This window comes from Sneathiella sp. D3-11 (assembly GCF_055809395.1).
In genome coordinates, this window is sequence record NZ_CM147911.1 from 1,285,188 (window position 1) to 1,310,871 (window position 25,684).

General features: G+C 50.4%; 24 protein-coding genes. 14 read left to right on the forward strand and 10 right to left on the reverse strand.

Annotated elements, in window-relative coordinates; all coding sequences use genetic code 11:
* Positions 1 to 13: 13 nt before the first annotated feature.
* The 6 genes from doeA to AC0L73_RS06725 all read left to right on the forward strand — a co-directional run bounded on the left by doeA (position 14) and on the right by AC0L73_RS06725 (position 6,527).
* Positions 14 to 1,195 carry an ectoine hydrolase DoeA gene (doeA, locus tag AC0L73_RS06700; RefSeq protein WP_227949054.1) on the forward strand — a complete coding sequence of 394 codons (1,182 nt, stop codon included), beginning with the start codon at positions 14 to 16 and terminating at the stop codon, positions 1,193 to 1,195.
* Positions 1,196 to 1,199: 4 nt separating this feature from the next.
* The gene (doeB, locus tag AC0L73_RS06705; RefSeq protein WP_227949052.1) at positions 1,200 to 2,189 is read left to right on the forward strand and encodes a N(2)-acetyl-L-2,4-diaminobutanoate deacetylase DoeB; all 990 of its coding nucleotides are present in this window, start codon (positions 1,200 to 1,202) and stop codon (positions 2,187 to 2,189) included.
* 18 nt (positions 2,190 to 2,207) lie between these two features.
* Complete coding sequence (locus AC0L73_RS06710; protein ID WP_473655173.1) at positions 2,208 to 2,681, forward strand: Lrp/AsnC family transcriptional regulator; 474 nt, start codon at positions 2,208 to 2,210, stop codon at positions 2,679 to 2,681.
* 160 nt (positions 2,682 to 2,841) lie between these two features.
* Complete coding sequence (locus AC0L73_RS06715) at positions 2,842 to 4,332, forward strand: NAD-dependent succinate-semialdehyde dehydrogenase (protein ID WP_473655174.1); 1,491 nt, start codon at positions 2,842 to 2,844, stop codon at positions 4,330 to 4,332.
* Between the two features lie 28 nt (positions 4,333 to 4,360).
* Positions 4,361 to 5,737, forward strand: a complete 1,377-nt coding sequence (locus tag AC0L73_RS06720; RefSeq protein WP_227949046.1) for an aspartate aminotransferase family protein — start codon at positions 4,361 to 4,363, stop codon at positions 5,735 to 5,737.
* Positions 5,738 to 6,059: 322 nt separating this feature from the next.
* Positions 6,060 to 6,527, forward strand: coding sequence for a PAS domain-containing protein (locus AC0L73_RS06725; RefSeq protein WP_227949044.1), 468 nt, complete (start codon positions 6,060 to 6,062; stop codon positions 6,525 to 6,527).
* Between the two features lie 55 nt (positions 6,528 to 6,582).
* On the opposite strand, the gene AC0L73_RS06730 is transcribed toward AC0L73_RS06725, so the two are convergent.
* The 3 genes from AC0L73_RS06730 to AC0L73_RS06740 all read right to left on the reverse strand — a co-directional run bounded on the left by AC0L73_RS06730 (position 6,583) and on the right by AC0L73_RS06740 (position 8,281).
* Positions 6,583 to 7,194, reverse strand: a complete 612-nt coding sequence (locus AC0L73_RS06730; RefSeq protein WP_227949042.1) for a pyridoxamine 5'-phosphate oxidase family protein — start codon at positions 7,192 to 7,194, stop codon at positions 6,583 to 6,585.
* Between the two features lie 12 nt (positions 7,195 to 7,206).
* Entirely contained in the window at positions 7,207 to 7,668 is a 462-nt protein-coding gene (locus AC0L73_RS06735; protein WP_227949039.1) for a nuclear transport factor 2 family protein, read from the reverse strand.
* Positions 7,669 to 7,732: 64 nt separating this feature from the next.
* Positions 7,733 to 8,281 (reverse strand): carboxymuconolactone decarboxylase family protein, encoded by a 549-nt coding sequence (locus AC0L73_RS06740; RefSeq protein WP_227949037.1) that lies wholly within the window; start codon positions 8,279 to 8,281, stop codon positions 7,733 to 7,735.
* Positions 8,282 to 8,417: 136 nt separating this feature from the next.
* On the opposite strand from AC0L73_RS06740, the gene AC0L73_RS06745 reads away from it, so the two are divergent.
* The 3 genes from AC0L73_RS06745 (at position 8,418) to AC0L73_RS06755 (ending at position 11,198) form a co-directional block, all read left to right on the forward strand.
* Positions 8,418 to 9,311 (forward strand): LysR family transcriptional regulator, encoded by an 894-nt coding sequence (locus AC0L73_RS06745; protein ID WP_227949035.1) that lies wholly within the window; start codon positions 8,418 to 8,420, stop codon positions 9,309 to 9,311.
* A 283-nt stretch (positions 9,312 to 9,594) separates the two neighbouring features.
* A complete protein-coding gene (locus tag AC0L73_RS06750; protein WP_473655175.1) occupies positions 9,595 to 10,239 on the forward strand; it encodes a DUF1007 family protein in 645 nt (214 codons plus the stop codon).
* A gap of 44 nt (positions 10,240 to 10,283) precedes the next feature.
* On the forward strand, positions 10,284 to 11,198 hold the full coding sequence (locus AC0L73_RS06755) for a nickel/cobalt transporter (RefSeq protein WP_473655176.1): 915 nt from the start codon (positions 10,284 to 10,286) through the stop codon (positions 11,196 to 11,198).
* Positions 11,199 to 11,259: 61 nt separating this feature from the next.
* Here AC0L73_RS06755 and AC0L73_RS06760 read toward each other — a convergent pair whose 3' ends face one another.
* The 3 genes from AC0L73_RS06760 to AC0L73_RS06770 all read right to left on the reverse strand — a co-directional run bounded on the left by AC0L73_RS06760 (position 11,260) and on the right by AC0L73_RS06770 (position 17,162).
* Entirely contained in the window at positions 11,260 to 14,412 is a 3,153-nt protein-coding gene (locus AC0L73_RS06760; protein ID WP_473655177.1) for an efflux RND transporter permease subunit, read from the reverse strand.
* A 5-nt stretch (positions 14,413 to 14,417) separates the two neighbouring features.
* Positions 14,418 to 15,533, reverse strand: a complete 1,116-nt coding sequence (locus AC0L73_RS06765) for an efflux RND transporter periplasmic adaptor subunit (protein WP_227949026.1) — start codon at positions 15,531 to 15,533, stop codon at positions 14,418 to 14,420.
* Between the two features lie 417 nt (positions 15,534 to 15,950).
* Positions 15,951 to 17,162, reverse strand: a complete 1,212-nt coding sequence (locus AC0L73_RS06770; RefSeq protein WP_473655178.1) for an acetyl-CoA C-acetyltransferase — start codon at positions 17,160 to 17,162, stop codon at positions 15,951 to 15,953.
* 282 nt (positions 17,163 to 17,444) lie between these two features.
* Between AC0L73_RS06770 and AC0L73_RS06775 the strand changes: the two genes are divergently transcribed.
* The 5 genes from AC0L73_RS06775 (at position 17,445) to AC0L73_RS06795 (ending at position 21,658) form a co-directional block, all read left to right on the forward strand.
* A complete protein-coding gene (locus AC0L73_RS06775) occupies positions 17,445 to 17,948 on the forward strand; it encodes a 3-keto-5-aminohexanoate cleavage protein (RefSeq protein ID WP_265334808.1) in 504 nt (167 codons plus the stop codon).
* Positions 17,911 to 18,273, forward strand: a complete 363-nt coding sequence (locus AC0L73_RS06780) for a 3-keto-5-aminohexanoate cleavage protein (RefSeq protein ID WP_265334807.1) — start codon at positions 17,911 to 17,913, stop codon at positions 18,271 to 18,273. The genes AC0L73_RS06775 and AC0L73_RS06780 overlap by 38 nt, the downstream gene beginning before the upstream one ends.
* A gap of 275 nt (positions 18,274 to 18,548) precedes the next feature.
* On the forward strand, positions 18,549 to 19,589 hold the full coding sequence (dctP, locus tag AC0L73_RS06785; RefSeq protein ID WP_227949022.1) for a TRAP transporter substrate-binding protein DctP: 1,041 nt from the start codon (positions 18,549 to 18,551) through the stop codon (positions 19,587 to 19,589).
* 177 nt (positions 19,590 to 19,766) lie between these two features.
* Positions 19,767 to 20,333 (forward strand): TRAP transporter small permease subunit, encoded by a 567-nt coding sequence (locus AC0L73_RS06790; RefSeq protein ID WP_473655179.1) that lies wholly within the window; start codon positions 19,767 to 19,769, stop codon positions 20,331 to 20,333.
* The gene (locus tag AC0L73_RS06795) at positions 20,333 to 21,658 is read left to right on the forward strand and encodes a TRAP transporter large permease (RefSeq protein ID WP_227949017.1); all 1,326 of its coding nucleotides are present in this window, start codon (positions 20,333 to 20,335) and stop codon (positions 21,656 to 21,658) included. Before AC0L73_RS06790 ends, AC0L73_RS06795 begins: the two co-directional genes overlap by 1 nt.
* Positions 21,659 to 21,765: 107 nt before the next feature.
* On the opposite strand, the gene ypfJ is transcribed toward AC0L73_RS06795, so the two are convergent.
* The 4 genes from ypfJ to AC0L73_RS06815 form a co-directional block, all read right to left on the reverse strand.
* Positions 21,766 to 22,671, reverse strand: a complete 906-nt coding sequence (gene ypfJ / locus AC0L73_RS06800) for a KPN_02809 family neutral zinc metallopeptidase (protein WP_473655180.1) — start codon at positions 22,669 to 22,671, stop codon at positions 21,766 to 21,768.
* A gap of 102 nt (positions 22,672 to 22,773) precedes the next feature.
* Entirely contained in the window at positions 22,774 to 24,066 is a 1,293-nt protein-coding gene (locus AC0L73_RS06805; RefSeq protein ID WP_227949012.1) for a TRAP transporter large permease, read from the reverse strand.
* A complete protein-coding gene (locus AC0L73_RS06810; protein WP_227949010.1) occupies positions 24,063 to 24,566 on the reverse strand; it encodes a TRAP transporter small permease in 504 nt (167 codons plus the stop codon). The genes AC0L73_RS06805 and AC0L73_RS06810 overlap by 4 nt, the downstream gene beginning before the upstream one ends.
* An 89-nt stretch (positions 24,567 to 24,655) precedes the next feature.
* Positions 24,656 to 25,672, reverse strand: coding sequence for a DctP family TRAP transporter solute-binding subunit (locus AC0L73_RS06815; RefSeq protein WP_227949008.1), 1,017 nt, complete (start codon positions 25,670 to 25,672; stop codon positions 24,656 to 24,658).
* Positions 25,673 to 25,684 lie beyond the last annotated feature (12 nt).

The following is a 25,684-nucleotide window of genomic DNA, read 5'->3' on the forward strand; positions in this document are numbered from 1 at the left end:
TTTGGAGAAAACTATGTCTGGACTTGATCTACCCTTCTCTCTTTTAGAGTATCAGCAGCGCATTGCAAAAGCACGAATCTCAATGGCCAAGAATGGCATTGACCTCCTTATCGTTACTGATCCGTCCAACATGGCTTGGCTTACGGGGTATGACGGCTGGTCTTTTTATGTTCATCAATGCGTTATTCTGCCAATGGACGGCAATCCACTTTGGTTCGGCCGCAAACAAGACGCGAACGGTGCCTTGCGGACTACTTTCCTGAGTGAGGACAATATTCTCTTTTATGCGGATAATTATGTTCAATCCACTGAACGCCATCCCATGGATTACCTGAGCATCGTTTTGACTGATCGCGGTTTTGGAAATGCCGTTATCGGCGTCGAAATGGACAACTATTATTTTTCTGCAGCCGCCTATATGTCGCTCGTCAATCATCTTCCCAATGCCGAGTTCAAGAACGCTACTGCATTGGTAAATTGGTGCCGCGCGGTAAAGTCGGAGCAGGAATTGATCTATATGCGGCGGGCGGGCCGGATCGTCGAGGAAATGCACAAGCGCATATTCGAGAAAATTGAACCTGGCCTTCCAAAAAACGAACTAGTGGCGGAGATTTATGACACCGGCATTCGCGGAGCGGATGGTTTCGGCGGAGATTATCCGGCAATTGTGCCCCTCCTCCCCTCCGGCGCGGATGCCGCAGCGCCGCACCTCACATGGGACGACAAGCCCATGAAATCGGGCCAAGGAACATTCTTCGAGATTGCAGGTTGTTATCGGCGCTATCATGCGCCTCTATCCAGAACCATATTCCTTGGAAAACCATCGCAAACATTTATTGATGCGGATAAAGCGGTTCAGGAAGGCATGGAAGCCGGACTGGAAAAAGCGCAGGCCGGCAACACATGTGAAGATATCGCAAACGCTTTCTTTGCGATCTTGAAAAAATACGGCATTCATAAAGACAATCGAACCGGTTATCCCATTGGCTTGAGCTATCCACCGGATTGGGGCGAACGGACGATGAGTTTACGCCTTGGTGACAAAACGGTTCTTGAACCCGGCATGACCTTTCATTTTATGACTGGTCTATGGATGGATGATTGGGGCATGGAAACGACAGAAAGCATTATCATTACCGAGGGCGCACCTGATTTTCTTGCATCTGTGCCCCGCGAACTCATGGTCAAGGATTAAGCCTATGAGAGCCAGCCCTATTTCCGCTACTGTCAACTATGAAGAGGATGGTGTCCAACATGGCTTTCTGAAGCTGCCCTATTCCCATGACGGATCTGCCTGGGGGTCAATCATGATTCCCATTACGGTTGCCCGAAACGGTGACGGACCTACTGTTCTGCTCACCGGCGGAAATCACGGAGATGAATATGAAGGTCCGGTTGCACTGTTCGATCTTGCCAGAACAATAAAATCTGAGGATATCATTGGTCGCGTTATTATGGTGCCGGGCATGAACTATCCGGCATTCCGGGGGGCAAGCCGAACGTCGCCGATTGACAAAGGGAATATGAACCGGGTGTTTCCGGGAAATCCCGCTGGCACGGTTACCGAGAAAATTGCAGATTATTTCCAGCGCTTCCTGTTACCGCTTGCCGATTATGTGCTGGATATTCATTCGGGCGGTAAAACACTCAACTTCGTGCCTTTCTGTGCGGCCCATATTCTGGAGGACAAGGTTCAGCAGGAAAAATGTGTCGCGGCCATGCGGGCTTTCAACGCACCTTTCTCAATGATGCTTCTCGAAGTTGATGCAATCGGCATGTACGATAGTGCCGCTGAAGAAATGGGAAAAATTTTCATTTCTACGGAACTTGGCGGCGGCGGCTCCACCACGGCGGAAAGTGTTGCCATCGCCAAAAAAGGCGTTAAAAACCTTCTTCGGCATGCCGGGGTTCTGAAAGAGGAACTAGAGATTGAGGAAACAATCGAACTCCATATGCCGGATCATCAATGCTTCATTTCCAGTGAATCTACTGGCCTGCTTGAACTCTGTGTGGAGCTGGGCGAAGCCGTATCGGTAGGGCAGGTATTAGCTCGCGTATATGATATAGACCGAACGGGCAGCGATCCTGCGGAATATGTCAGTCCGTTGAACGGTATCTTTGCAGCGCGTCACTTTCCTGGCCTGATTGGTATGGGGGATATTGTGGGCGTCGTTGCCGTTAAGACATAGAACCGGTATATCTAAAATATGATCAAACTTGACGATCGTGACCTCAAAATCCTAGCTGTTCTGCAGCAGGATGGCCGCATCCCCAAAAACCAGCTTGCGGAGAGAGTACATCTTTCTCCGACAGCGTGCTGGGAACGATTAAAACGGCTGGAGGAGGCCGGTGTTATTGAGGGTTATGGAGCGCGATTATCACTCGCCAGCCTCGGATCCCCTGCGATAGTTTTCATGCAGGTAGAACTTGGAAGTCATCGCGCCGAAGATTTTGAACGCTTTGAAAACGCAGTTGGTGCAATTGACGAAATCACAGAATGCTGGGCCGTCGGCGGTGGCGTAGACTATTTCCTGAAACTCGTCTGCAAAGGGGTTGACGCCTACCAGAGGAAAGTCGATGAGATGCTGGCGGCGGATATCGGTTTGCGGCGCTACTATACATATGTGGTGACCAAACCTGTAAAAAATACAGACCAGATCCCCTCCTCCGCCTTCCGCTAAGCTTCGTCGGGCAATTCTGAATGTAAATGGAATGATCCGATAAATTCTCTCCTTTAGTCGAGTTTCAGCGAATTCTTCACTAAATTCTACTCCTACTGTAAACGCACTCTCTGACCGAACTCTCCTATACTTCCTTTAGAGTTTTTGGCGGAGACTAGAGATGCGTGAAGAAAAGAAAAATCTATCCCGGATACCGGAGCTGGATCTGCTTAAAGATCCAAGGCTATTCAAGGAGTTCGCCTATTGTGGTGGTGAGTGGCAGTCTGCAACGTCCGGTCAGATTGTTGAGGTTACCAATCCGGCAGATGGTGCCTGGATGGGAAATGTCCCTTCACTCAGCAAAGAGGAAAGCGCGGCGGCGGTTACGGCAGCTCACAAGGCATTTGCGGATTGGGCTTCCCTTCTCCCTCAGGAAAGAGCTTCTATCCTAAAAAGCTGGTTTCAGTTGATTAAGGACGCCCAAGAAGATTTGGCACTGATTATGACGCTGGAACAAGGTAAGCCGATATCGGAATGCCGAGGCGAAATCGACTACGGACTTTCCTTTATCGAGTTCTTTGCCGAAGAGGCCAAACGTACTGATATTCTTGGCGTAACGTCACATCTCCATAATGCAGAGGTTGAAGTCTGGCTGGAACCGGTCGGTGTTGCGGCCCTCGTGACGCCGTGGAATTTCCCGAATGCAATGATTACCCGGAAAGCGGCGGCGGCTCTCGCGGTCGGTTGCCCGGTTATCGTGCATCCGTCTAAGGAAACACCTTTTTCCGCGCTTGCCCTTGCGGAATTGGCGGAGCGCGCAAGCTTTCCCGCCGGTGTTTTTAATGTCATCACCGGCGAGCCTGCTGACATTGTCGGGGAATGGACAAAAGATGTCCGCGTTAGAGCTCTTTCCTTCACCGGATCAACAGAAATCGGGCGACTGCTCTATGCGCAGTCCGCCCCGACCATCAAGCGCCTGAGTCTTGAGCTTGGCGGCCATGCGCCCTTTATCGTATTTGCAGATGCGGATATTGATAAAGCCGTTGAAGAAGGTATCGGTGCCAAGTTCGCTACGTCCGGTCAGGATTGCCTGGGTGCCAATCGCTTTTTTGTGGAGCGATCCGTCTATGACGATTTCTGCCAGAAGTTCGCAAAAAAGGCAGCCGCTTTAACAATTGGTCGCGGACTGGATGATCGAGATATCGGCCCTCTCATGAATAAAAATGCCGTCGCCAAACAGAAAGAACATGTTGAAGATGCCCTGGAAAAAGGCGCACACCTTCTGACCGGCGGAAAGAGCCATGCACTAGGACCGTTGTTTTACGAACCGACCGTTTTGAAGGACGTGCCGACGTCCACCAAAATTATGCATGACGAAACATTCGGACCGGTCGCGGCCATCGCGCCTTTCGATTCCGAAGACGAGGTCATTCACCGCGCAAACGATACCGAGTACGGGCTGATGGCCTATGTCCATACAAAGGATCCGTCCCGTATCTATCGCCTGAGCCGGGCGCTGCAATTTGGGATGATCGGCGTCAATCGCACGAAAGTCACGGGCGCCCCCATCCCCTTCGGCGGGATGAAGCAGTCTGGGCTCGGGCGCGAAGGTTCCCGTCACGGGATCGAGGCGTTTTCAAATATCAAATATGTCTGTCGGGACTGGGCTTAATCCAGTCACTTTTAATCAGGAGAGTATAATGCTTACAAATGATCAACTCAGCCAATGGGACCGCGAAAACTTCTTTCATCCCTCAACGCATCTTGCGCAATTCGCCCGTGGCGAAATGTCCAACCGTATCATAACAGGTGGATCTGGCGTTCATATTGAAGATCGGGATGGCACCCGCCTCCTTGATGCTTTTGCTGGCCTCTATTGCGTCAATGTCGGCTATGGCCGCACCGAAATTGCCGATGCCATCGCGGCACAGGCGAAAGAACTTGCCTATTACCACTCCTATGTCGGGCATGGCACGGAAGCCTCGATCACTCTGTCAAAAATGATCATTGACCGGGCACCGGACAATATGAGCAAGGTCTATTACGGCCTTTCCGGCTCTGATGCCAATGAGACGAACATCAAGCTGGTCTGGTATTACAACAATGTCCTTGGCCGTCCTGAAAAGAAAAAAATAATTTCCCGCTGGCGCGGTTATCATGGCTCAGGTCTAATGACCGGTTCCCTGACTGGGCTGGAGCTATTCCACAAGAAATTCGATTTACCGCTGACGCAGGTTATCCACACGGATGCGCCCTATTACTATCGCCGCGAAGATGTGAGTCTCAGCGAAGAAGAATTTTCCCGCCAATGCGCGGATAATCTGGATGCTCTTATCCAGAAAGAAGGCCCCGACACCGTCGCCGCCTTTATCGGAGAACCTGTGCTTGGAACGGGTGGACTTGTTCCTCCTCCGGCCGGGTACTGGGAGGCCATTCAGGCGGTTCTCAAAAAATACGACATTTTGCTCATCGCAGATGAAGTTGTCACCGGGTTTGGACGCCTTGGCTCCATGTTCGGTTCTGACCATTACGGCATTGAAGCGGATATCATCACGTCAGCCAAAGGCCTCACGTCCGCCTATGCACCGCTGTCGGCTTCCATTGTTTCGAAGAAGGTCTGGAAGGTGCTTGAGCAGGGAACGGATGAATTCGGCGCGATCGGCCATGGCTGGACCTATTCGGCTCATCCCGTTTGCGCGGCCGCAGGCGTTGCCAATCTGAAACTTATCGACAGCATGGGGCTTGTTGCCAACGCGGGTGACGTTGGCCCTTACTTCAAGAAAGCCATGTCCGATGCCCTCGGCGATCATCCAAATGTAGGAGACGTGCGCGGAGAGGGCCTGATGCTGGCGGTTGAACTTATCCAGGACAAAGAAACACGAACATTCCTTGATCCATCCCAGCTGACAGGCGCAAAGGTGGCTGCGGCTCTTCTGAAACGAGGCGTTATCGCGCGCGCAATGCCTCAAGGGGATATCCTCGGTTTCGCGCCGCCACTTTGCTTGACTAAAACGGAAGCAGACACCATCGTCGGCGCCATGTCAGAGGGGGTTGGCGAAGTTTTCGACAATGCCTAGCTAAAACAACGTGCAGGGCCTCGCGATCACCCTCAAATGCCGGCGCCCTGCACACATCAAAAGTCACGTTGTCATCAGACCTATCAAAAAAATATATGCGTCATTAGCTTGTATCAATATAAATGGAAGAAATTCAAAAAATGCATTTAATTAGAGAAATATTTATTTGTATTTAAACTTTAGGTTACTTTTTGAGTGTTTTTTGTTTTATTATATTAAGAAATTTGTAATATTGACCGTTCTATTATTACCGAACTATTTATAATTTGATCGTACACTCCCCTCATAATTAACTAGTATACACAAATCGGCTAATTGCTAAATGATGATGGTTGACGAGAAAAAGATTGAGGACGTTAAGTCCGAAATGCTTCAGAAAGCATATCAGCTTTGGGAATCCAAAAGAGAGGGAAGAAGTATCCCGTCCCGGTCAAATTTCGACCCCTTGGAGATGCCTAAAATATTACCGCATATAATCCTCATAGATGTTGAGGAACCGACGTCACGGTTAAAGGTACGCCTTGTTGGAACAAGAGTAGTCGAAATGTTTGGCGGGGACTACACAGGTATGTATCTGGATGAGGTTGATTTCGGCGAGGCAAGAAATAAAATTTTAGAGGACTATCAAACCGCAGCTTCTATGAAAAGGCCGCTTTTTTCGGATCATATGTTCCGAAAATTAAACAAGTATACTCAGAATATTGAACGAGTTATCCTACCTCTATCCGATGATGATAAGCGGATCAACATACTTTTTGCAGTACTAGATTTCGAAGAAGTTTCAATATAGAGGCCGCTTTCTCTCGTCGTAATCGCGGGACAACCCAACTCAATGTAACCCGGATTTAATCAGCCGTCCCACGTAACGCCGCGATTTCAGCCTCCAGCTTGGCGATGTGACTGTCTCGTTCGCCCAGCGCCCGTTCAACATCTTCCGCTTCAAACCGTTGCGGAATATGCTGTGGACAATTAAGGTCCCATGCGGAAATCTCGAACTGTATGACTTGCTCAGGGTGGCCGTTATAGTTAGTCGGCATTAGTTTTCTCTGCAGTTCCAGGTCGCCTTCAATAACCGTGACTTCACCCCAGAACTTGGCCCGCCGCCGATACATATAATCAATCAGAAACAGGTGAGCTTTCGGATTTTCACTGTAGTTACCCTGCGAAATATACTGCCTGTTTCCCTTGAAATCCACAAAACCAAGTGTCGTTGGGCCAAGTATCTTTATAAAGCCAGGAGGTCCTCCCCGATGCTGAATATAGGGCGCGCCCTCGCTTGAAACACTGGCCAGAAATCCACTTCTCTGACGGGCGATGAAATCAGCCAGATCATCGGTGATTTCGCGCTTCATCATTCCCTTCATTTCTGCGCGCGCATAGGTGTCCCGGGATCCCTTGCGAGCCTGAACCATCTTAACCGCTGGCGTGAAGGCAATATCAGAAACAAAGTTGGACATCGGACATCTCCCTTATAAATTCAAATCGCCAAGCGCCGGATGGTCAGCAAGGCGCGTGCCTTGCGGCCAATGAAACAATCGATCCTTTTCCGAAATTTTCAAATCATTGATGCTCGCGTAACGGCGGGACATTAACCCGTTATCATCAAACTCCCAATTCTCGTTGCCATAGGCCCGAAACCACTGACCTGTTTCATTACAAAACTCATAGGCATATCGAACGGCAATCCTGTTTTCGTGAAAAGCAAATAGTTGCTTGATAAGGCGGTACTCTTTTTCCATCCTCCATTTCTGCGTAAGAAATTCAACGATTTCCGCACGACCGGTAACAAACATATCACGATTGCGCCATTCACTGTCTTCTGTATAGGCTAAAGACACTTTCTCAGGGTTACGGCTGTTCCAGCTATTTTCTGCCATCCGGACTTTTTCCAAAGCAGTTTCACGGTTAAAAGGGGGAACCGGGGGGCGCATGTCAATTCTCCTTAGGGGATGAAAAGAGGCCCAAGCTTATATCCTGAGCCTCTTGGTTCGATTGTCAGGCTGCGAGACTTTCCGCTACTGGGAAATCAACCTCTGTCCCAAGAACGGAATTCATATAATTAGTCAGGGTGTTAAGGGCAACATGCGCGATAATTTCCACGATTTCCGCATCACTGTAGCCGGCGGCCTTAACCTTGGCGATTGCCGCTGCATTCACCTGACCGCGTGTACGGACAGTCTCTAACGCAAAACGGACTGCCGCGTCTGCTTTGGCATCTGTTGAACTTCCCTTTCGGTTCGCAAGAATTTCAGCAGCACTGAGTTTTGCAACTTTTTCACCAAGATAACTATGAGCGGCAAGGCAATAGTCACACCCATTGAATTCAGCTACCGCAAGAGCAATCCGCTCGCGTGTTGCGGGGTTGAGCTTACCTTGCGCAAGGGCACCATTGAGACCAAGATACCCACCGAGCGCTGCCGGACTGTTTGAAACAATACGGAACAGGTTCGGAACACTTCCCAGCTGCTTTTTGACTGCTTTCAGCAGTTCTTGTGAACCCTGCGGTGCATCTTCGATCGTTGCGGGAGTTGGTATATTAGACATTTTACTTTCCTTTCCTTAAGCATTTTGTGAATAACGGTCCTTGTGTGTTCTGGAATATGGTTGACTGATATTTCCAAAACAATTATGCAAAAATAAAAATATTTATTTCGTAAAATGAAATAATTGGAGGACCCTGTTGGACCAAGTACGCGCCATGGAAATCTTCATCGCAATCGCGGAGGCCGGGGGCTTTTCCAGCGCCGCCCGCAATCTGGGTATTAGCGCCCCTTCAGTCACGCGCATACTCGGAGAGCTTGAAGATGAACTCGGCGTCCTTTTGTTTCATCGCACAACGCGGGCTGTATCACTGACCGATCCAGGCCGTTCCTTTCTTGAAGACGCTCAGCGCATTCTCCACGACTTTCAGGATGCGAAGGATTCCGTCCGAGGCACACATCGCGAACCGAAAGGACGCTTACGCATTACCGCACCAATTCTGTTCGGGCAGCACTATATTTTACCCTTGCTGACGGAATTTCTAGATCAGTATCCCAAAGCAAGCATAGAGGCCACGTTCCTTGATCGGGTTGCAAATATTGTCGAAGAAGGGTTCGATATTGCGATACGCATTGGCCACCTCTCTGACTCAAGTCAGATTGCAGTTCGTGTCGGATCAGTACGCCGCGTAATCTGTGCCTGTCCATCCTACTTCGAAAAACATGGGCTACCGCAAAGTCCCTCTGATCTTTCCCGTCATCAGATTGTTTCGGCTCATGCCGTCTCTCCTTTGAACGATTGGCGCTTTAAAAATAACATTACGGTAAAGGTCCAGCCGAGATTTCAGGTAAATTCTGTGCCGGCGGCGATTGCCGCTGCCAAGTCCGGATGGGGCCTCACCCGAGTACTCTCATATCAAATCGGACCGGAATTGGGATCGGGAGGATTACAGACGGTTTTGAGTGAGTATGAGCCAGACCCCCTGCCCATTCACATTGTCCATCCCGAAGGCCGCTCTGTTTCAGCTAAAGTCCGGGCCTTTGTCAACCTCGCCCGTGAACGGATTCGTGCCAATCCATATCTGAACTCGTAAGCTCAAACGTCCCTTCTCAAATCACTGCAATATCATGAATTTGTCGCTTTTCATTTCGCGGTGGTTTGGACAGCGGCAATGCTGGGCCTACGGACGGCAATTGGCCCGTTCACCGTCAATATATACCGCCCACCGCCGCTCATTAACATCTACGCCTTTAAACGGCCAGAATGTATAGGTATAGGGTTCCCCTGTGATTGCTACCATAGAAAGTAGTTGGCGGTTCTAATCGGGAATAGATACACTATATCCAGTTCAGTTGCGCTCATATCGGGGATTTTGTATGCGTTTGTTGATCATTATATTCGGTCTCTTTCTTTTGACACCGACGCAGCTCGTCTTTGCGCACCCTCATGTTTGGACCGACATGACGATCAAAATCCTGTTTGATGACACCGGACGAGCCTATGGCCTGCATCAGACATGGCTATTCGACGACTATTACACGGCCTACGCTGTGGAAGGAACGGACCGTAACGGCGATGGCACGCCAAACCAGGAAGAGCTCGATGAAATCCTGAAGGTGAATATGGAGCACCTGAAAGAGTATGGATATTTCACCGAAGCAATGATCAAGGAGAAACCCCTCAAACTTAAGCCCGTAACCGATATGTCGACAAGAATGGTCGATAAGCGTCTGGAAATGTCTTTTGTTACCCCCTTTGAAGAGCCTGTTTCCGTCGCCGGAAAAAGCTTCTCCTATGCCATTTTTGATCCCACTTACTATGTGGATATGCTGCATGCGGAAATCGACATCCCGGTCATCATCTCTGGTGCACCTGACGGATGTGAGTATAAATTGACACCGCCCAACCCGAACCCAAGTGCGGTAGCGCAAGCTGCGATGCTTGATTCATCGCAACGCGGGGAGACAGGCCTGGGATCCTTTTTTGCAGAACGCGTCAGTCTCACATGTCCCGAGGAATAGTTGCTAGCATCTGTCTCTTCCTTTGCGTAGCGACCTTATCCCATTTGATCGTTCCTTCAGCACTTGCAGCAGCTGGCACGCTTGAACCATCAGCATGGTCACGTCTGGTAAGCTGGATCATGATGCAGCAACGCGCCTTTCATGAAGAATTGCTAATCGCCTTGAAAGCGCTGTCTGCCTCTGGCGGAATGAACGCTGCCTGGAGTCTGGTATTGGGAAGTTTTCTCTACGGAATATTTCATGCGGCTGGACCCGGACATGGCAAAATTGTCCTGACAACCTATCTGCTCACACACCCACATAGGGTAGGGCGCGGTGTAGGTATTGCTGCTGCGGCTGCCCTATGTCAGGGAATTGTTGCAATACTTCTTGTCTTTGGCCTGATTTACATCGCCGGATGGATTCCCAGAGAGACCAGTTCTGCTGTAGCATGGAGTGAACGACTTAGTTATCTGCTGGTTGCGGGCATAGGCGCGCTGCTGATATTGCGGACGGCCCGCCAACTTTTTAACCGATACATGACGCAAAAACATACTGGCAATCACTCTGCCCATGATCATCTTCATGATGACTGCTGTGGCCATGCCCACATGCCAAGCGGAGAGCAGATAGAGCAAATCAACAGTGTTCGATCTGCAATCGGCGTTATTCTGGCCATCGGGCTTCGCCCCTGTACCGGCGCCGTCCTTGTTTTAGTATTGGCAAAGGCTATGGGTTTACCGCTTGCGGGTATCGGTGCGGTAATCGCAATGTCTTTCGGAACCGGGATGGCTGTTGCCCTGCTCGCTTTTCTAGCGATTGCAGCCCGGCAAAAAGCGGCAAAAGCGACAAACGCTAATAATCCTCTTTGGCAGATCCTTACAAATAGCGCGGCACTGGCCGGAGGTGGCCTTCTGCTCGCCGTCGGAATATCTCTCCTCAGCGCCTCATTTTATAGCCGCCATCCACTTGGGCTTTAAAAAAGGCCGCGCAATATAAATGGCGCGGCCTTGATAATGATAGACTTTTATACAGCTCTTTCTATTCGGCTTTCGCTGACTGTTGGTGGCGGCGCAAGTCACTAAGCCAACGGACGCCAACATAGAAGACCGGCGTAAAGATAAGACCAAACAGTGTCACGCCCAGCATCCCAAAGAACACGGATGTTCCAAGGGCCTGTCTCATCTCGGCACCGGCACCTGTTGCGATTACTAACGGAACCATACCAAAGATAAAGGCAAAAGAAGTCATCAAGATCGGCCGCAACCGCGTTCTGGCCGCTTCCGCAGCCGCCTCTACACGACTCTTGCCTTGCGCTTCTGCCTGCCGGGCAAATTCAACAATAAGAATTGCATTTTTCGACGCAAGACCGACAAGCACAACAAATCCCACCTGGGCCAAGATATTTACATCTATCCCCCTAAATTGAAGGCCGCTGACCGCCGCGAGCAAACACATTGGGACAATCAATATGACAGCAAGCGGCAGGGTCCAGCTTTCATATTGAGCGGCAAGCAACAGGAAAACGAACACCGCAGCCGCAACGAATGCAAGAAGGCCGTTGTTTCCGGCAAGCTTCTCCTGCAATGCCAGTTCCGTCCATTCGAAGCCAAAGCCATCGGGCAGAATGTCCTGCGCCAATGTTTCCATAGCCGCCAGCCCCTCCCCGGTCGAAAATCCGGGAGCAACATTTCCCTGCACCTCAGCAGAGCGATAAAGGTTATAACGCGGCACCCGGTAAGCGCCGGTACGATCCTCAAAAGTCGCAACAGAGCCGATTGGGACCATCTCGCCTTGTGCATTTCGGGTCTTCATATTGGCAATAGTCTCAATATCCTGACGGAAATTACCGTCTGCCTGTGCCGTAACGCGGTAGGTTCGACCAAGATAGTTGAATTCATTGACGAAGGAAGACCCAAGATATACTTCTAGCGTCTCGAAAATATCACCTGTCGATACACTCAGCATTTCCGCTTTTACCCGGTCAATATCGGCATAAAGCTTGGGAGTTTTCGTATTGTAAAGTGTAAACACATTCCGCACTTCAGGCGATTGGTTTGCCGCCACGAGAAGCTCCTGTACCGCAGTTTCAAGCGCTTGGGGACCACGGCCGCGCTGATCCTGCACAATCATCTTGAAGCCGCCTGCATTACCGATTCCACGCACTGGTGGCGGCGCAATCGTAATGAAGAACGCTTCCTGAATTCCGCCAAGCCGCTTGAAATGTTCACCAATTATTTGCTGAAGCGTAATCCCGTCTCGCTCTCTTACGCCGAAGGCGTCAAGCGAAGAAAAGATCGCGCCCGCATTCGATGCATTTGTGAATGTCGCCGCATCGAGTCCCGCGAACGGGATCACATGGGCCACACCCGGGATATCGAGAAGAGTTGTCGCCGCTTTACGCATTACAGCGTCTGTCCGCTCCAGTGATGCGCCCGGAGGGAGCTGCACAACTGTAATGAGATAGCCCTGATCCTGCTGTGGGATAAACCCAGTAGGCGCGCGGTCAAACTGCCAGACTGTAAGGGCAATAAGTCCGCCGTAAACTATAAACACAACAACAACCATTCGGGCAAGCCGGCGGGTCAATCCACCATAACCGTTCGATAACTTGTCAAATCCAGAATTGAAGGCATTAAAGAACGCGAAAAAAGGCCGTGCAAGCTGGCCAGCCGGTTTCTCATCGCGTTGCGCTTTGAATAGGATTGCACAAAGTGCCGGGCTGAGAGTGAGTGAGACAAATCCGGAAATGAGGGTCGCCGCTGCAATAGTAATTGCGAACTGGCGAAAAAACTGGCCGGATATGCCTGGAATCAATGCCGCCGGCACAAAAACTGCCGACAAGACCAGAGCAATGGCAATCAGCGCCGGTCCAACTTCGTCCATTGTCTCATGCGCTGCATCTCGCGGCGACATGCCAAGACGTAAATTTCGTTCAACATTTTCCACAACGACGATTGCATCATCAACAACAATACCAATCGCAAGGACAAGCCCAAACAATGACAGATTATTCAGCGAATATCCAAATGCGGCCAAAACACTGAAAGTCCCAATCAGTGATATCGGAATGGCAATAATCGGGATAACCGATGCACGCCAGGACTGCAAAAAGAGGAGGATGACCAGAACAACCAGAACCGCGGCTTCAAATATTGTATCGACCACCGCGTCCACGGACTGCTGAATAAATTCAGTCGGATTGTAGATGATGTCATATTGCAATCCTTCCGGAAAAGATTTCGAAAGTTCTTCCATGGTCGCGATCAAACGATCTGAAGTCTCCAAGGCATTGGAACCCGGCCGCTGAAAAATCAGAAGCGGCAAGGCCTCCCGCGTATCAAGATAGCCGTTCGTTGTATAATCCTGAGCGCCGAGTTCCACTCGCCCGACATCTTCAATCCGGGTAACGCGTCCGTCGGCATCGGCACGAACGACAATATTGCGAAATTGCCGAACAGTCTCCAACCGGCCTAACGTTTCCACATTAATCTGGAAGGCTGCCGAGGTTGGAACAGGGGGCTGGTTAAGAACACCCGATGCAACCTGCACATTTTGCGCCCGAAGAGCCGCCACGACATCACCTGCAGTCAGGCCTCGTGCCGCGATGCGATCGGGGTCCAGCCAGATGCGCATGGCGTAATCCCGTGCGCTGAAGACGCGTACATCGCCAACGCCGTCAAGACGCGCAAGCACATCTTTGATCTGCAATGTCGCATAATTCGAAATATAGAGGAGATCACGGCTGGCGTCGGGAGAGCTGAGATGGATAACCATCATTAAATCGGGAGAGTTTTTACGCACCGTCACGCCGGTTCTCTGTACTTCCTCCGGCAATCTTGACTCAGCAATCGCCACCCGGTTCTGGACAAGGACTTGCGCCGTATCCAGGTCTGTTCCCAGTTCAAAGGTTATCTGCAACGAGAGTTGGCCATCGCCGGTGGCCTGGCTCGACATGTAGAGCATGTTTTCAACGCCATTAATTTCCTGCTCAAGCAAAGTGGCAACTGTATCACTGACGACATCCGCAGACGCGCCGGGATAAGTTGCGCGAACTTCGATAGTTGGCGGCGCGATCTCCGGATATTGCGCCACAGGCAACGTCACATATGCAACGAGCCCGATGATCGTGACAAGGATAGAAAGAACAGCGGCAAAAATCGGGCGGTCTATGCAAAAATGGGAAAATTTCATAATTGTTACCCTGGACGCCGTTCGCCGGCACCTTTGATTTCACCATCCTGCGGAGTGACTTTGGCTCCAGGACGAGCGCGCATTAGGCCATCAATAATAATCCGATCGCCTGGCTCAAGCCCGGTTCGAATGATCCGCAAACCGTCATATGTCGGTCCCGGACGAATAACTTTAGGAACAACAGTTCCATCTTCGGTGACAGTCATAACTATCTTGTTAGACTGATCAGATACGATAGCTTCCTTTGGTATCAACAAGGCAGTGTACTTGTCTGAACCCGGAACCCGGATTCGACCAAACTGCCCCGGCGTCAAGAATCCGTCCTTATTGGGAAAAACGGCACGCATGCGGATCGTTCCGGATGTTCTGTCAACTTGGTTATCTACAAAATCAAGCGTCCCTTCCCGTGGCCAATCTGGCTCATCTGTCAGCCGCGCAAAAACCGGAATAGCTTCTCGCGTGGACTGAAGCGTCCCTGACTGAACAGCGCGCTGATACCCTAGAAAAGCAGATTCACTCATATCAAAGTCAAAATATATTGGATCGATCGACACAATCGTGGTGAGGAGTGTATTTCCACTGCCATCGCCACCACTTACAAGATTGCCGACACTGACTTCATGCCGACTGATCCGACCGGTTATCGGCGCGAGTATCTTAGTAAATTCTAGATCCAGTTCAGCTGTTGCGATATCTGCGCGTGCAATCTCGGCGGCGGCTGCGGCTACCCGCTTTTCCTGCACTCTTTCGTCATAGGTGCTGGATGCGACAAAGTCTTTTTCCCGCAATTTGGACGCACGTTCAAGCTGCTTGTCTGCCAAATCGACACGCGCAAGCGACTGTGCCAGTTGCGCCCGCATAGAGGTAAGAGAAGCTTCAAACGAACGTGGATCAATCAAGAACAGCAGGTCGCCCTTATTGACGATCTGGCCATCTGTAAATTTAATCTCCTGCAAATATCCGCTAACACGCGATCTGAGTTCGACATATTCGACCGGCGCAAATTGTCCCGTGAATTCCGTATACTCGACGATTTCACGTTGCAAAGGATTGGCAACGGTAACCGCTGGAGGTCCAGACTGAGCGATTGCAACGTTTGAGAAGACCGACAGAATCAGCATAGCTATTCCGATGATAAAAAAGCTCGCCGCCTTACGGCCGGCAAATTGCCCAGATTTGCTCGCTATATTTAACATTTTCAATTTACCGATCCTTTTGTCAGTACCGCTTGATGCGTTGGGTAGGTGACCATTTGAAGCGTAGTGAGGAAGTCTTTGGTTATCGGGAGTACAGTTTCTTCAACATGCCTGGAAATTCTAGTCATCCATAAATCCTGATAAAAATTGAAAGCTTCCGATGAATGAATGCGTCCGAAATATTTATTATTGAACGTTCATTCAACTATAATTTTCAGTTATTGCATATATGTGATGCAGGTCACGAGGATTTGGAGAGATAATACCAGATAAATAATTAGGTGAGAACGAAGAAAGGCGCAGCCATGGGCTGCGCCTTCCGAAAATGTAATATGGTTGATTTTACGCGCGTTCGAAAATCGCCGCCAATCCCTGACCGCCACCAATGCACATGGTCTCAAGGCCATAGCGAGCATCCCGTCGCTCCATCTCCCGAAGTAATGTCGCTAAAATACGACCGCCTGTTGCGCCAACCGGATGCCCTAGAGAGATACCGGAGCCGTTTACATTCATCCGCTCAAAGTCGGATTTTTCAAACTTCCAGTCGCGAGTGCAAGCAAGAACCTGTGCGGCAAATGCCTCATTCAACTCGATCAGGCCCAGATCTTTCAGGCCAAGTTCCGCACGATCCAGTGCTTTCGCTGTTGCCGGAACAGGCCCGATACCCATGATTTCCGGTCCTACGCCTGCAACCGCCCAGCTTACCAAACTACCGTAGGGTTTGAGGCCAAGCTCTTCTGATATCGCTCGCGTCGTGACGACACAGGCCGAAGCGCCATCATTCTGTCCACTCGCATTACCGGCGGTGACGGTCGAATCCGGGTCCTGTTTGAGACGAATGGGGCGCAGTTTGCCAAGACTTTCCTCTGTCGCTTCCGGTCGCGGATGCTCATCTTTGTCATAGACCGTATCCCCTTTCCGGCCCTTTACGGTCACCGGAATGATTTCCTCATCGAAGCGTCCCGCTTCTTGCGCAGCCACCGCTCGACGATGGGATTCCACCGAGAAGCTATCCTGCTCATCACGCGGAACGGAATGGCTCTTGCGGAGGTTTTCAGCCGTTTCCAGCATACCGCCGGGAACAGGGAAATTAATGCCACCGGCGGTCACGCGGCCGCGGGCAAGTGCATCGTGGAATTCAAGAGATGTTCCCTTAATTCCCCAGCGACCCGCTGTGGAGTAAAAAGGCGCATTTGACATGGATTCCGCCCCGCCCGCGATCACGACGGATGAACCACCTGTCGCCACCTGCATAACCGCATTAACGATCGCCTGAAGACCGGATCCGCATCGGCGGTCTAGCTGATAACCGCCTATGGTTATCGGAAGGCCGGCATCCAGCCCAACAACACGGCCAAGCGCCGGAGCATCCATCGAAGGATAACATTGAGCGAAGATTACGTCTTCGACGCGATCCTTAAGACCATCGCAGCGGGCTAATAATCCCTCGATTACAGTCCGACCCAATTCATGAGCATGGAGGTCCTTGAACTGGCCACCAAAGCGGCCCACAGGTGTCCTTACTGGTTCACAAATTACAACGTCTTTCAGCATTATTCTTGTCCTTTTCACTGAGGGGGCGATTTTATGCGGAGGCAGGAATTAAGCATCCAAGCCTACTCGCATATCCAAATATTTAACCCGATTAAAAAACTTGTGCGTAGTCAATACCCATATCTGACACTATCGGCAAGTGCCGAGGCGTGAACATTTCAAACTGCATCAATCCAATGTGCAAATTGGATGCCTGTTTCTCAGTTAACGAAAACATTGGGATCATATATAGCGTAAAGTACAAACAGGACGTTATTACTTCGAGTTCAGGAAAAATCTTACATGGATGCGCAATCCTCCCTTTCCCCGGTTATTATGACGGTCGCACCGAATGGTGCGAGAAAAACGCAGCAGGACCACCCGATGCTGCCAATTTCCCCACCGGAATTGGCGGATGAGGCCGAGGCCTGCCTCAATGAAGGCGCCGCGATGATACATCTTCATGTACGCGATGATCAACAAGGGCACACTTTGGATGTCACAAAGTATCGGGAGGCCATCGCCGCCATTCGAGACAAGATCGGAGATGCCCTTGTGATCCAAGCGACAACAGAAGCGGTCGGGATAGATGCGCCGCAACAGCAGATGGATATGGTAATTGAGTTGAAGCCCGATGCTGCCTCTCTCGCGATCAAGGAATTGGTCCCCGATGGGCAAGAACAGCAAGCGAAGGAATTCTTTAATGAAATGCGCACGCTTAAAATCATGCCGCAATTCATCCCATACTCCCCGGAGGATATTCAAAGGTTTGAGGCATTGGAGTCTGAGGGGTATCATTTCATTTGAAAACCCCTTTCTGATTCTGGTGCTCGGTCGATACACCTCAAACCAGACGTCTCATCCGCATGACCTGATCCCCTTCCTGAACCACCTGAAGCCTGACAGAACTTGGGCTACTTGCGCGTTCGGACCGCTGGAACATGCGGCAGCAAGCGCCGCACTTGCGATGGGCGGGCATGTTAGGGTCGGATTTGAAAACAATATGTTTTTAAAAACCGGTGAGCGCGCAGGTCGGAATGCAGATCTTATCCGACAGGTCTGCGAAGTGGCCGAAGCAATAGGCCGCCCGGTAGCAACAGCAGAAGATGTAAGAAAATTATTTGCTGAATAGATCGAGCTCAAATTCAACCCTTAATGGCCAACACCCTTTCTGGCACCTTCGAGTATTAGCGATGAGGTTACGCAACGGCTTGTAAATCAGAATTCTTTATTATACCATAAAATTGGAATGTATTGTTGCAGGCCTATTAAAAAACAAACTGATGCTAATTTCAGTGAACAGGTCGATGCGATAATGCTTATTCCCGATAAAAGATAGTTGCGGCAAGATAACAATAATTTGACTGTTTTAACAGGGCAGTACAAACGCACAACGGGAGAAATATCATGACAAAAGAAACGAATGTAATCAGTCGGCGCGGCGCATTGGCAGGCGGTGCAGCTGCACTCGCTGCTCCAGCCTTCATCGGCAAAGCAGCAGCAGCCGAGAAGGTCACATGGAAGGTGCAGTCGCATTGGCCAAAGGCATCCTCTTCCTATGGCGACAGCCTCGCCTTAATCGCAAAAGAACTTAAAGAAAACACCGATGGGCAGTTTGAACTGCAGCTCTTTGGTGCAGGTGAATTTGCAAAAGGCGGTGAAATCTTCAACATCGTCCGTAAAGGCGTGGTTGAAATGGGCACAATCTCTCCCGGCTATATCCTGGGTGAAGCCCCGACAGCAGGTATTGCTCTTGGTGTTCCGGGCACTTTCCGTGAGCCATGGGAGTTTGCTCATTTCCTCAAGAACATGGGTTTCGAGGATCTGTTCAACGAAGACCTCGCGGTTCATGGCGTCGTAAGCCGCGCCGAAAAAGTCTATCCGACGGAGCTGGTTGTTTCAAAAGAGATCAATTCCATTGATGACTTCTCAACACTGAAACTGCGTTCTTCCGGTAGCTACCAGAAATTCCTGGAAGCCGCGGGTGCGTCAACGCAATATGTTGCCGGCCCTGAACTGTATTCGAGTCTGGCCAGCGGGGTTGTTGACGGCGCACATTGGGGCGCGGCACAGGGCGCTATGTCCATGAGCCTCTGGGAAGTTGCCAAATTCCATATGAAGCCAACTCTAGGTCTAGCGGTTGACACCTTGATCATGAATCAACAGGCAATTGATAACCTGTCACCGGAACTCCGCAAAGAGTTCTTCACACTTCTCGACATGCGTTTCTGGAAACGCACAACCGAGTATCAGTATAAAGAGAAGCTTGCCTTGTCAAAAGGCTTCGCAGAGCAGAATATAACAGTTGCTCAGTTCCCGGCTGATGTTCAGAAGAAATTCGCTGAGGCATCAGCGGCAATTCTGGCTGAAGAAGGTGCCAAGGGCGGAAACGCGACAAAAGCAAGCGAAATGCTTACCAGTTTCCTCAAGGGCATGGGCTACGTATAAGGCCCATTTTATCTGTCAAAAATTTGGCACAAGCTAACTTAATCTCATCCGCAATTCGTTGCAAATGCAGCAGTGGATTGCGGTGAGACGACGGTAAACTTGACCTTTTTTGGGATTGATTGGGCTTGTTAGTGAACACTAGCAAGTCGCTTTAGTCAATTTTTACGGGAGAATATCATGGCTGCCTTAACAGCTTTTGCTCGCACAGTAACGAATACAAACGCCAAGATCGGTCGGCTCGCAAGTTATGCCGTTCTCATTTTGTTTGTATTACTGCTCAGCGACGTAATTATGCGTTATATAACGCAAAGTCCAATATCTTGGTCCGCGTTAGCATCAAAAATTGTGTTCGGTATATACGCAATTATCGGCGGCGGTTATCTGCTCGCCAGGCGCGATCACGTCAATGTCGACCTTTTCTATGGCAACTTCACAAAAAAGCAGAAAGCGCTGACTGACATCGCAACGTCCTTCCTGTTTTTCCTTTTCCTCGGCGTCCTGCTTACTGAGGCCTATTCGATGGCATCTGATAGCATCGCCCGCCTTGAAGTCAGTTATGAAACCACTTGGCGACCGGCTATATGGCCATCGAAATCGATGATTTTCGTCGCTGCATTCCTGCTGCTGTTACAAGGAATTGTAAAGCTGATAGCTGACATCATGATCCTTTGCGGCATCGAAGTTGATGAAACCGCCTTTGGTCCGATACAGGATGATGAGCATGACGAAAAGGAAACTGTTTAATGTATGATCTCCTAAGTATTGAGGTTCTTACCCTCCTCTTTTTCGGCCTCTTGTTCCTGTTTATCATGCTCGGGGTGCCGCTCGCTTTCGTCCTTGGTGGGCTGTCGATTATCTTTCTTTATTTCGAACAGGGCCCGATTGCCTTTTATCTGATTGCTTCGAAAATGTGGGATTTGATGGAGACATCCTCACTCATTGCGATACCGCTCTATGTTTTCATGGCCATGCTGCTGGAACGAAGCGGTGTCGCGCATGACCTTTACCGAATGATGCATTTATGGTGGGGTGGTGTGAAAGGCGGCCTCGCCATCGGTACTGTCGGTATTTGTACAATCTTCGCGGCCATGTCTGGAATATCCGGCGCGGCTGTTGTGACAATGGGTACGATCGCCCTGCCGCAAATGCTCGACAGAGGCTACGATAAACGTCTTGCCCTTGGCGCCATCAACGCCGGTGGCGGTTGGGGCATATTGATCCCGCCGTCGATCCTTATGGTTCTTTATGCGCTTATTACCGAAGTCTCGGTTGGCAAATTGTTCGCTGCCGGTGTGTTCCCGGGCTTGCTTCTTTTTGCTCTGGTATCCATCTATATCGGGGTCAGATGTTGGTTCCAGCCTCATTTAGGGCCATCTCTACCAAAAGAAGAACGAGCAGATTGGGGAGAAAAGCTGCGCGCGCTGCGTTCGGTTTTCCTGCCGATTTTCATCATCTTCATCGTTCTTGGCGCAATATTTGGTGGCTATGCTACCGTGACGGAGGCCGCCGCAGTTGGGGTCTTTGGTGCATTGGTTGCCAGCGCGATAAACCGTAAACTGACATGGAAGGTAATTTCGGAATCCTCGCTTCGGACTTTCCGTCTCACGACAATCATTACCTGGATCGTGTTTGCGGCACATGCCTATTCCATGGCCTATACCGCAATGGGTGCCGAAGAATTCATTACCCATATGACTCAACAAATTCCGGGTGGGAAATGGGGTGCTCTCGCCTTCATGATGTTTGTTCTGTTCCTACTCGGAATGGTGCTGGATCCTGTCGGTATTATGCTGATTACCCTGCCCGTCTTCCTGCCACTGGTCGCAAGCCACGGGTTTGATCCGGTTTGGTTTGGCATCCTGTTCGTAGTGATGATGGAAATCAGCTATATGACGCCACCGTTCGGGTTCAACTTGTTCTACTTAAGATCCGTTGCCCCTCCAGATGTAACAATGAAGGATATCTACTGGTCGGTTGGCCCCTATACTCTTGTCGAATTGACCGGACTGTTCTTGATTGTCCTATTCCCGGCAATTGCGTTGTGGCTACCGAACTACCTGTTCCAGTAAGACCTGGATCTGACTCTAAAGGTTGAAAAACACCCCGTTGCGCAAACGTTATTCCGCGCAGCGGGGTTTTTCTTTGGCTCATGTATGGAACTGTAATAGATGATTATCTATAAATTGTTCGTGCTGAAGGTGTCACATTTACGGACGTCGCCATTTTCAAACCCGGTCATAAACCACTTCACACGCTGCTTTGACGACCCATGCGTAAAGGAATCCGGCACAACCCGACCGCTGGACTGCTTCTGCAGCCGATCATCGCCGATCGCCGTGGCCGCATTAAGGGCTTCCTCTATATCTCCTGCCTCCAGAAGATTACGTGAACGATCAGCATTATATGCCCAAATTCCGGCAAAGCAGTCGGCCTGCAACTCAAGGCGAACTGATAGTTTATTGCCTTCAACCTTACTTACTTGACCTCTTTGCTCGTGAACTTTCTGGGAGATGCCGAGCAATGTCTGAACGTGATGTCCTACTTCATGCGCAATCACATAGGCTTGTGCAAAGTCACCCGGAGCGCCAAACCGATCATGCAATTCCTGAAAAAAGGCCAGATCGAGGTAAACCTTCTGGTCTCCCGGGCAATAGAACGGACCCATAGCAGATTGTGCGTAACCGCACGCGGACTGCACGGCATCGGAAAAGAGGACCAGCGTCGGCTCCTGATAGCGCCGATCTGCGCTTTCGAATAATGCATGCCAAGTATCTTCCGTGTCTGCCAATACGACAGAGACAAACTTGCTGAGCTCATCATCTGCCCCGGAACGGCTTATTTTCGGTTGAGGCTGCGACTGCATTCCGCCAGATTGTATGCCCCCCTGCAGCAGGGCCGTTGGATCGATACCAAGAAAGAGTGAGATGCCAACGACGACAAGAATACCGACAATGCCGAGTTTGCCGCCACGACCTCTTGGTAGCCGTATTGGCATTCCCCGGCCCCGACCGAGCCCTCCAGTACTTGTCTGTCCACGCCTATCTTCGATATTGTCGCTACGCCGTCTGCCCCGCCACCGCATGACATCACCCTTCGTTATTCACATACACCGTCCATAATCATGTCATGGACGGGCGGAATTGTCATCTGGATCGATAGAAGGTTCTCGCCGGCGCGAAGAAAATCACACTTTATATCCGAGCACGGTTGGCAGCCATAGCGCGATCGATGGAAAAGCGATAACCAACCCGACGGAACCGATCATCGCGACAATAGGCCAAAATACCCACCGCATCGTCGCCTCAATCGGTACGTTGGCGATCTTCGCCGTTACCATCAAATTAACGGCAACCGGTGGTGTAAATTGGCCAATCGCAACGTTCATGGCCATCAAAACGCCAAACCATACCTGGTTCCACCCGAGTGTCGCCATAATCGGCATAAGCAATGGCAGGGCAATCAAATAGATCGACACCCCATCGAGAACCATTCCGGCAAGCAAGATAATTGCCATCACCAAGATGAGAACAACCATCGGTGAATCCGAGATTGACAGTATATGGCTCGCCGCCGCGTCAAAGGTACCAAGGATAGACCCGGCAAAAGCAAATATACCGGCGAGCGAAATAATGATCATCACAACCGCAGAAATCTGTGCGGCTTCGGCAAGGACATTGTAAATGTCCCGCATATTCATGGAACGGTGCAGGAATAGACCGACGATCAAACCGTAAAATACTGCTACTGCAGCGGCCTCCGTCGGGGTAAATAATCCGCTCCTCAGCCCCCCCAGGATAATGACTGGCGCAAATAGACCCGGCAATGCCCGAACGAAGCTCTTTCCAAGCGGTGGACGTCCAGAATCGATAGCGCCAAACCCTTTTCGGCGACTAATGATAAGTGCCGGTATCGCAACGGCCAATCCTGCGAGTAGCCCCGGAAACAGTCCGGCGGCGAATAAGGCCCGCAAATCGACACCCGGCACCATGATCGAGTAAACGATCAGTGCGATGGACGGCGGAATCAGGATAGCAGTGGAGGCAGACGCGGCAATGATGCTTGCAGAAAACGCGCGTGGGTATCCTTCCTTCAACATGCTAGGGATCATGACGGTTGCGACCGCGGCTGCATCCGCGGGCCCTGATCCGGACATACCGCCCATAATAAGACAAACCAGAATAGCAACTAGCGCGAGGCCGCCGCGCCTTGGCCCGACAATCGCCCGTGATAATTCGACCAGTCTCTCCGCTACACCCGATCTCTCGAAAATCATGCCCGTCAGAATAAACAGCGGGATGGCGATCAAGGGGTATTTGGCGATACTGGCGTAGGTAATGGTGCTCATATTCGCGACGGCATCCATATCGAGGCCAAAGAATATGGCAATGACGCCGGACAGTCCAAGCGCTACTGAAATCGGTGCCCCGGATATTAGAATGAGGAAAAATGATCCGAGGAGAATGACATGTGCGCTCATGTCTTATTCCTTAGTTCATTCCATTGCACCTGAAAAATGCGGAAAAGAACCGCAATCGAAAGCAATGGGAGCCACATGGTATAAATCCATGTGGGATAACCAAGCGCCGGGGATGTTTCTTCAAATAGATACTCATCAATAGCCAGATCCGAACCGTAATAGGCGAGCAGAGCGAACATGCCTGCGGATGAGATGAAGGCAACAGAATTGAGCAAGAATTTACCGCCGGGGCCTGCCCGGTTCACAAGAATGCTGATACAGATATGGCCCTTATTGGTATAGGCCAACCCCGCTCCTACGAAGGTAACAATCACCAGAAGGAAAACCGAATATTCCTCCGTGAAAGCAAAAGAGACATTCGTTGCATATCGAACAACAACATTCAGGATACTGATGAGACAAATCAATCCCATCGCAAGGGCACCAACCGCCTCCTCTATTCGAAACGGATGTTTTTCTTGCAGATTGTCGTCTGTTTCTTCGGCGTTTTCTTGTTCCATGAACTCATACTTACCTTATAGAAGCCGGAGGGCCACTTTCCGCAACTGCGGTGTCTCTCCCTCCGGCTCACCATATTTAATAAAGCGAATTAGCGGTTAGCAACGCTTTCTTCCGCTTTCTTCACCAGATCCGGACCGACAATCTCCGTCCATTTCTCATACACGCCACGGCTCGCATCGACAAATTGTTGCCGTTCTTCATCCGTGAGATGCGTCACTGTCACACCAAGACCTTCAATCGACTTATAAAGAGAGTCATCGCCTTCGGTCAGGCCTGTACGCGCCACTTCGATGCCATACGCACCAGCATCAATCGCTGCTTGACGAAGGATTTCCTGATCTTCAGGAGTAAAATCTTTCCACACTCTGTGGCTAACCGCAAAGATCAGCGGGTCCGCAACATATCCCCAAGTCGTGACATATTTCTGGCCGACAAGGTGCATTTTGGCGATGGTAAAGATCGTCAGCGGATTTTCCTGACCATCGACCGCACCGGTTGTCAGAGCCGGCTTTGCATCCGCCCAGCTCATCTGCGCCGGGTTTGCACCGAAAGCCGTGAATGTGTCATTAAAGAGCGGAGAACCGACCACGCGGATTTTCATGCCTTCCAGATCAGCTGGCGTCCGAACAACCCTTTTGGAGTTAGTCAGTTCCCGAAATCCGTTTTCAGCCCATGCCAGAGGCTCAACACCTTTGGAGCGAACAATCTCAAAAATTTCCTCACCAACGGGACCGCCGGTCAGAGCATCCATCGCCTTGTAATCAGGGATCAGGAACGGCAATGCGAAGATATTCATTTCCGGAATTTGTGGCGACCAGTTAATGGTGGAGCTGACAGACATGTCAATTGCACCCTTACGTACCGCGGTAAATTCCTTGGTCTGCTCACCGGCCACTAGCTGTGTGCCGGGATAAGCTTTCATATTAATCCGGCCGTCAGAACGCTCCCGCACAAGCTCAATCCATTTGTCAGCAGCTAGCCCCCATGGAAATGGCGCAGGTACTACTGTTGAGACCTTATATTCTGACTTATAATCGGCCGCATATGACGGCGAAATACTGGCAACGCCGATTAAGGCGGACGCAAGCAAAGCATACAGTTTCATTGTCTTTTCCTT

What these genes read in the sequence shown, in the direction of transcription:
- doeA (WP_227949054.1), top strand. Translation starts at nt 14, where the DNA reads ATGTCTGGACTTGATCTACCCTTCTCTCTTTTAGAGTATCAGCAGCGC.
- doeB (WP_227949052.1), top strand. Translation starts at nt 1,200, where the DNA reads ATGAGAGCCAGCCCTATTTCCGCTACTGTCAACTATGAAGAGGATGGT.
- AC0L73_RS06710 (WP_473655173.1), top strand. Translation starts at nt 2,208, where the DNA reads ATGATCAAACTTGACGATCGTGACCTCAAAATCCTAGCTGTTCTGCAG.
- AC0L73_RS06715 (WP_473655174.1), top strand. Translation starts at nt 2,842, where the DNA reads ATGCGTGAAGAAAAGAAAAATCTATCCCGGATACCGGAGCTGGATCTG.
- AC0L73_RS06720 (WP_227949046.1), top strand. Translation starts at nt 4,361, where the DNA reads ATGCTTACAAATGATCAACTCAGCCAATGGGACCGCGAAAACTTCTTT.
- AC0L73_RS06725 (WP_227949044.1), top strand. Translation starts at nt 6,060, where the DNA reads ATGATGATGGTTGACGAGAAAAAGATTGAGGACGTTAAGTCCGAAATG.
- AC0L73_RS06730 (WP_227949042.1), bottom strand. Translation starts at nt 7,194, where the DNA reads ATGTCCAACTTTGTTTCTGATATTGCCTTCACGCCAGCGGTTAAGATG.
- AC0L73_RS06735 (WP_227949039.1), bottom strand. Translation starts at nt 7,668, where the DNA reads ATGCGCCCCCCGGTTCCCCCTTTTAACCGTGAAACTGCTTTGGAAAAA.
- AC0L73_RS06740 (WP_227949037.1), bottom strand. Translation starts at nt 8,281, where the DNA reads ATGTCTAATATACCAACTCCCGCAACGATCGAAGATGCACCGCAGGGT.
- AC0L73_RS06750 (WP_473655175.1), top strand. Translation starts at nt 9,595, where the DNA reads ATGCGTTTGTTGATCATTATATTCGGTCTCTTTCTTTTGACACCGACG.
- AC0L73_RS06760 (WP_473655177.1), bottom strand. Translation starts at nt 14,412, where the DNA reads ATGAAATTTTCCCATTTTTGCATAGACCGCCCGATTTTTGCCGCTGTT.
- AC0L73_RS06765 (WP_227949026.1), bottom strand. Translation starts at nt 15,533, where the DNA reads ATGCTGATTCTGTCGGTCTTCTCAAACGTTGCAATCGCTCAGTCTGGA.
- AC0L73_RS06770 (WP_473655178.1), bottom strand. Translation starts at nt 17,162, where the DNA reads ATGCTGAAAGACGTTGTAATTTGTGAACCAGTAAGGACACCTGTGGGC.
- AC0L73_RS06775 (WP_265334808.1), top strand. Translation starts at nt 17,445, where the DNA reads ATGGATGCGCAATCCTCCCTTTCCCCGGTTATTATGACGGTCGCACCG.
- dctP (WP_227949022.1), top strand. Translation starts at nt 18,549, where the DNA reads ATGACAAAAGAAACGAATGTAATCAGTCGGCGCGGCGCATTGGCAGGC.
- AC0L73_RS06790 (WP_473655179.1), top strand. Translation starts at nt 19,767, where the DNA reads ATGGCTGCCTTAACAGCTTTTGCTCGCACAGTAACGAATACAAACGCC.
- AC0L73_RS06795 (WP_227949017.1), top strand. Translation starts at nt 20,333, where the DNA reads ATGTATGATCTCCTAAGTATTGAGGTTCTTACCCTCCTCTTTTTCGGC.
- ypfJ (WP_473655180.1), bottom strand. Translation starts at nt 22,671, where the DNA reads ATGCGGTGGCGGGGCAGACGGCGTAGCGACAATATCGAAGATAGGCGT.
- AC0L73_RS06805 (WP_227949012.1), bottom strand. Translation starts at nt 24,066, where the DNA reads ATGAGCGCACATGTCATTCTCCTCGGATCATTTTTCCTCATTCTAATA.
- AC0L73_RS06810 (WP_227949010.1), bottom strand. Translation starts at nt 24,566, where the DNA reads ATGGAACAAGAAAACGCCGAAGAAACAGACGACAATCTGCAAGAAAAA.
- AC0L73_RS06815 (WP_227949008.1), bottom strand. Translation starts at nt 25,672, where the DNA reads ATGAAACTGTATGCTTTGCTTGCGTCCGCCTTAATCGGCGTTGCCAGT.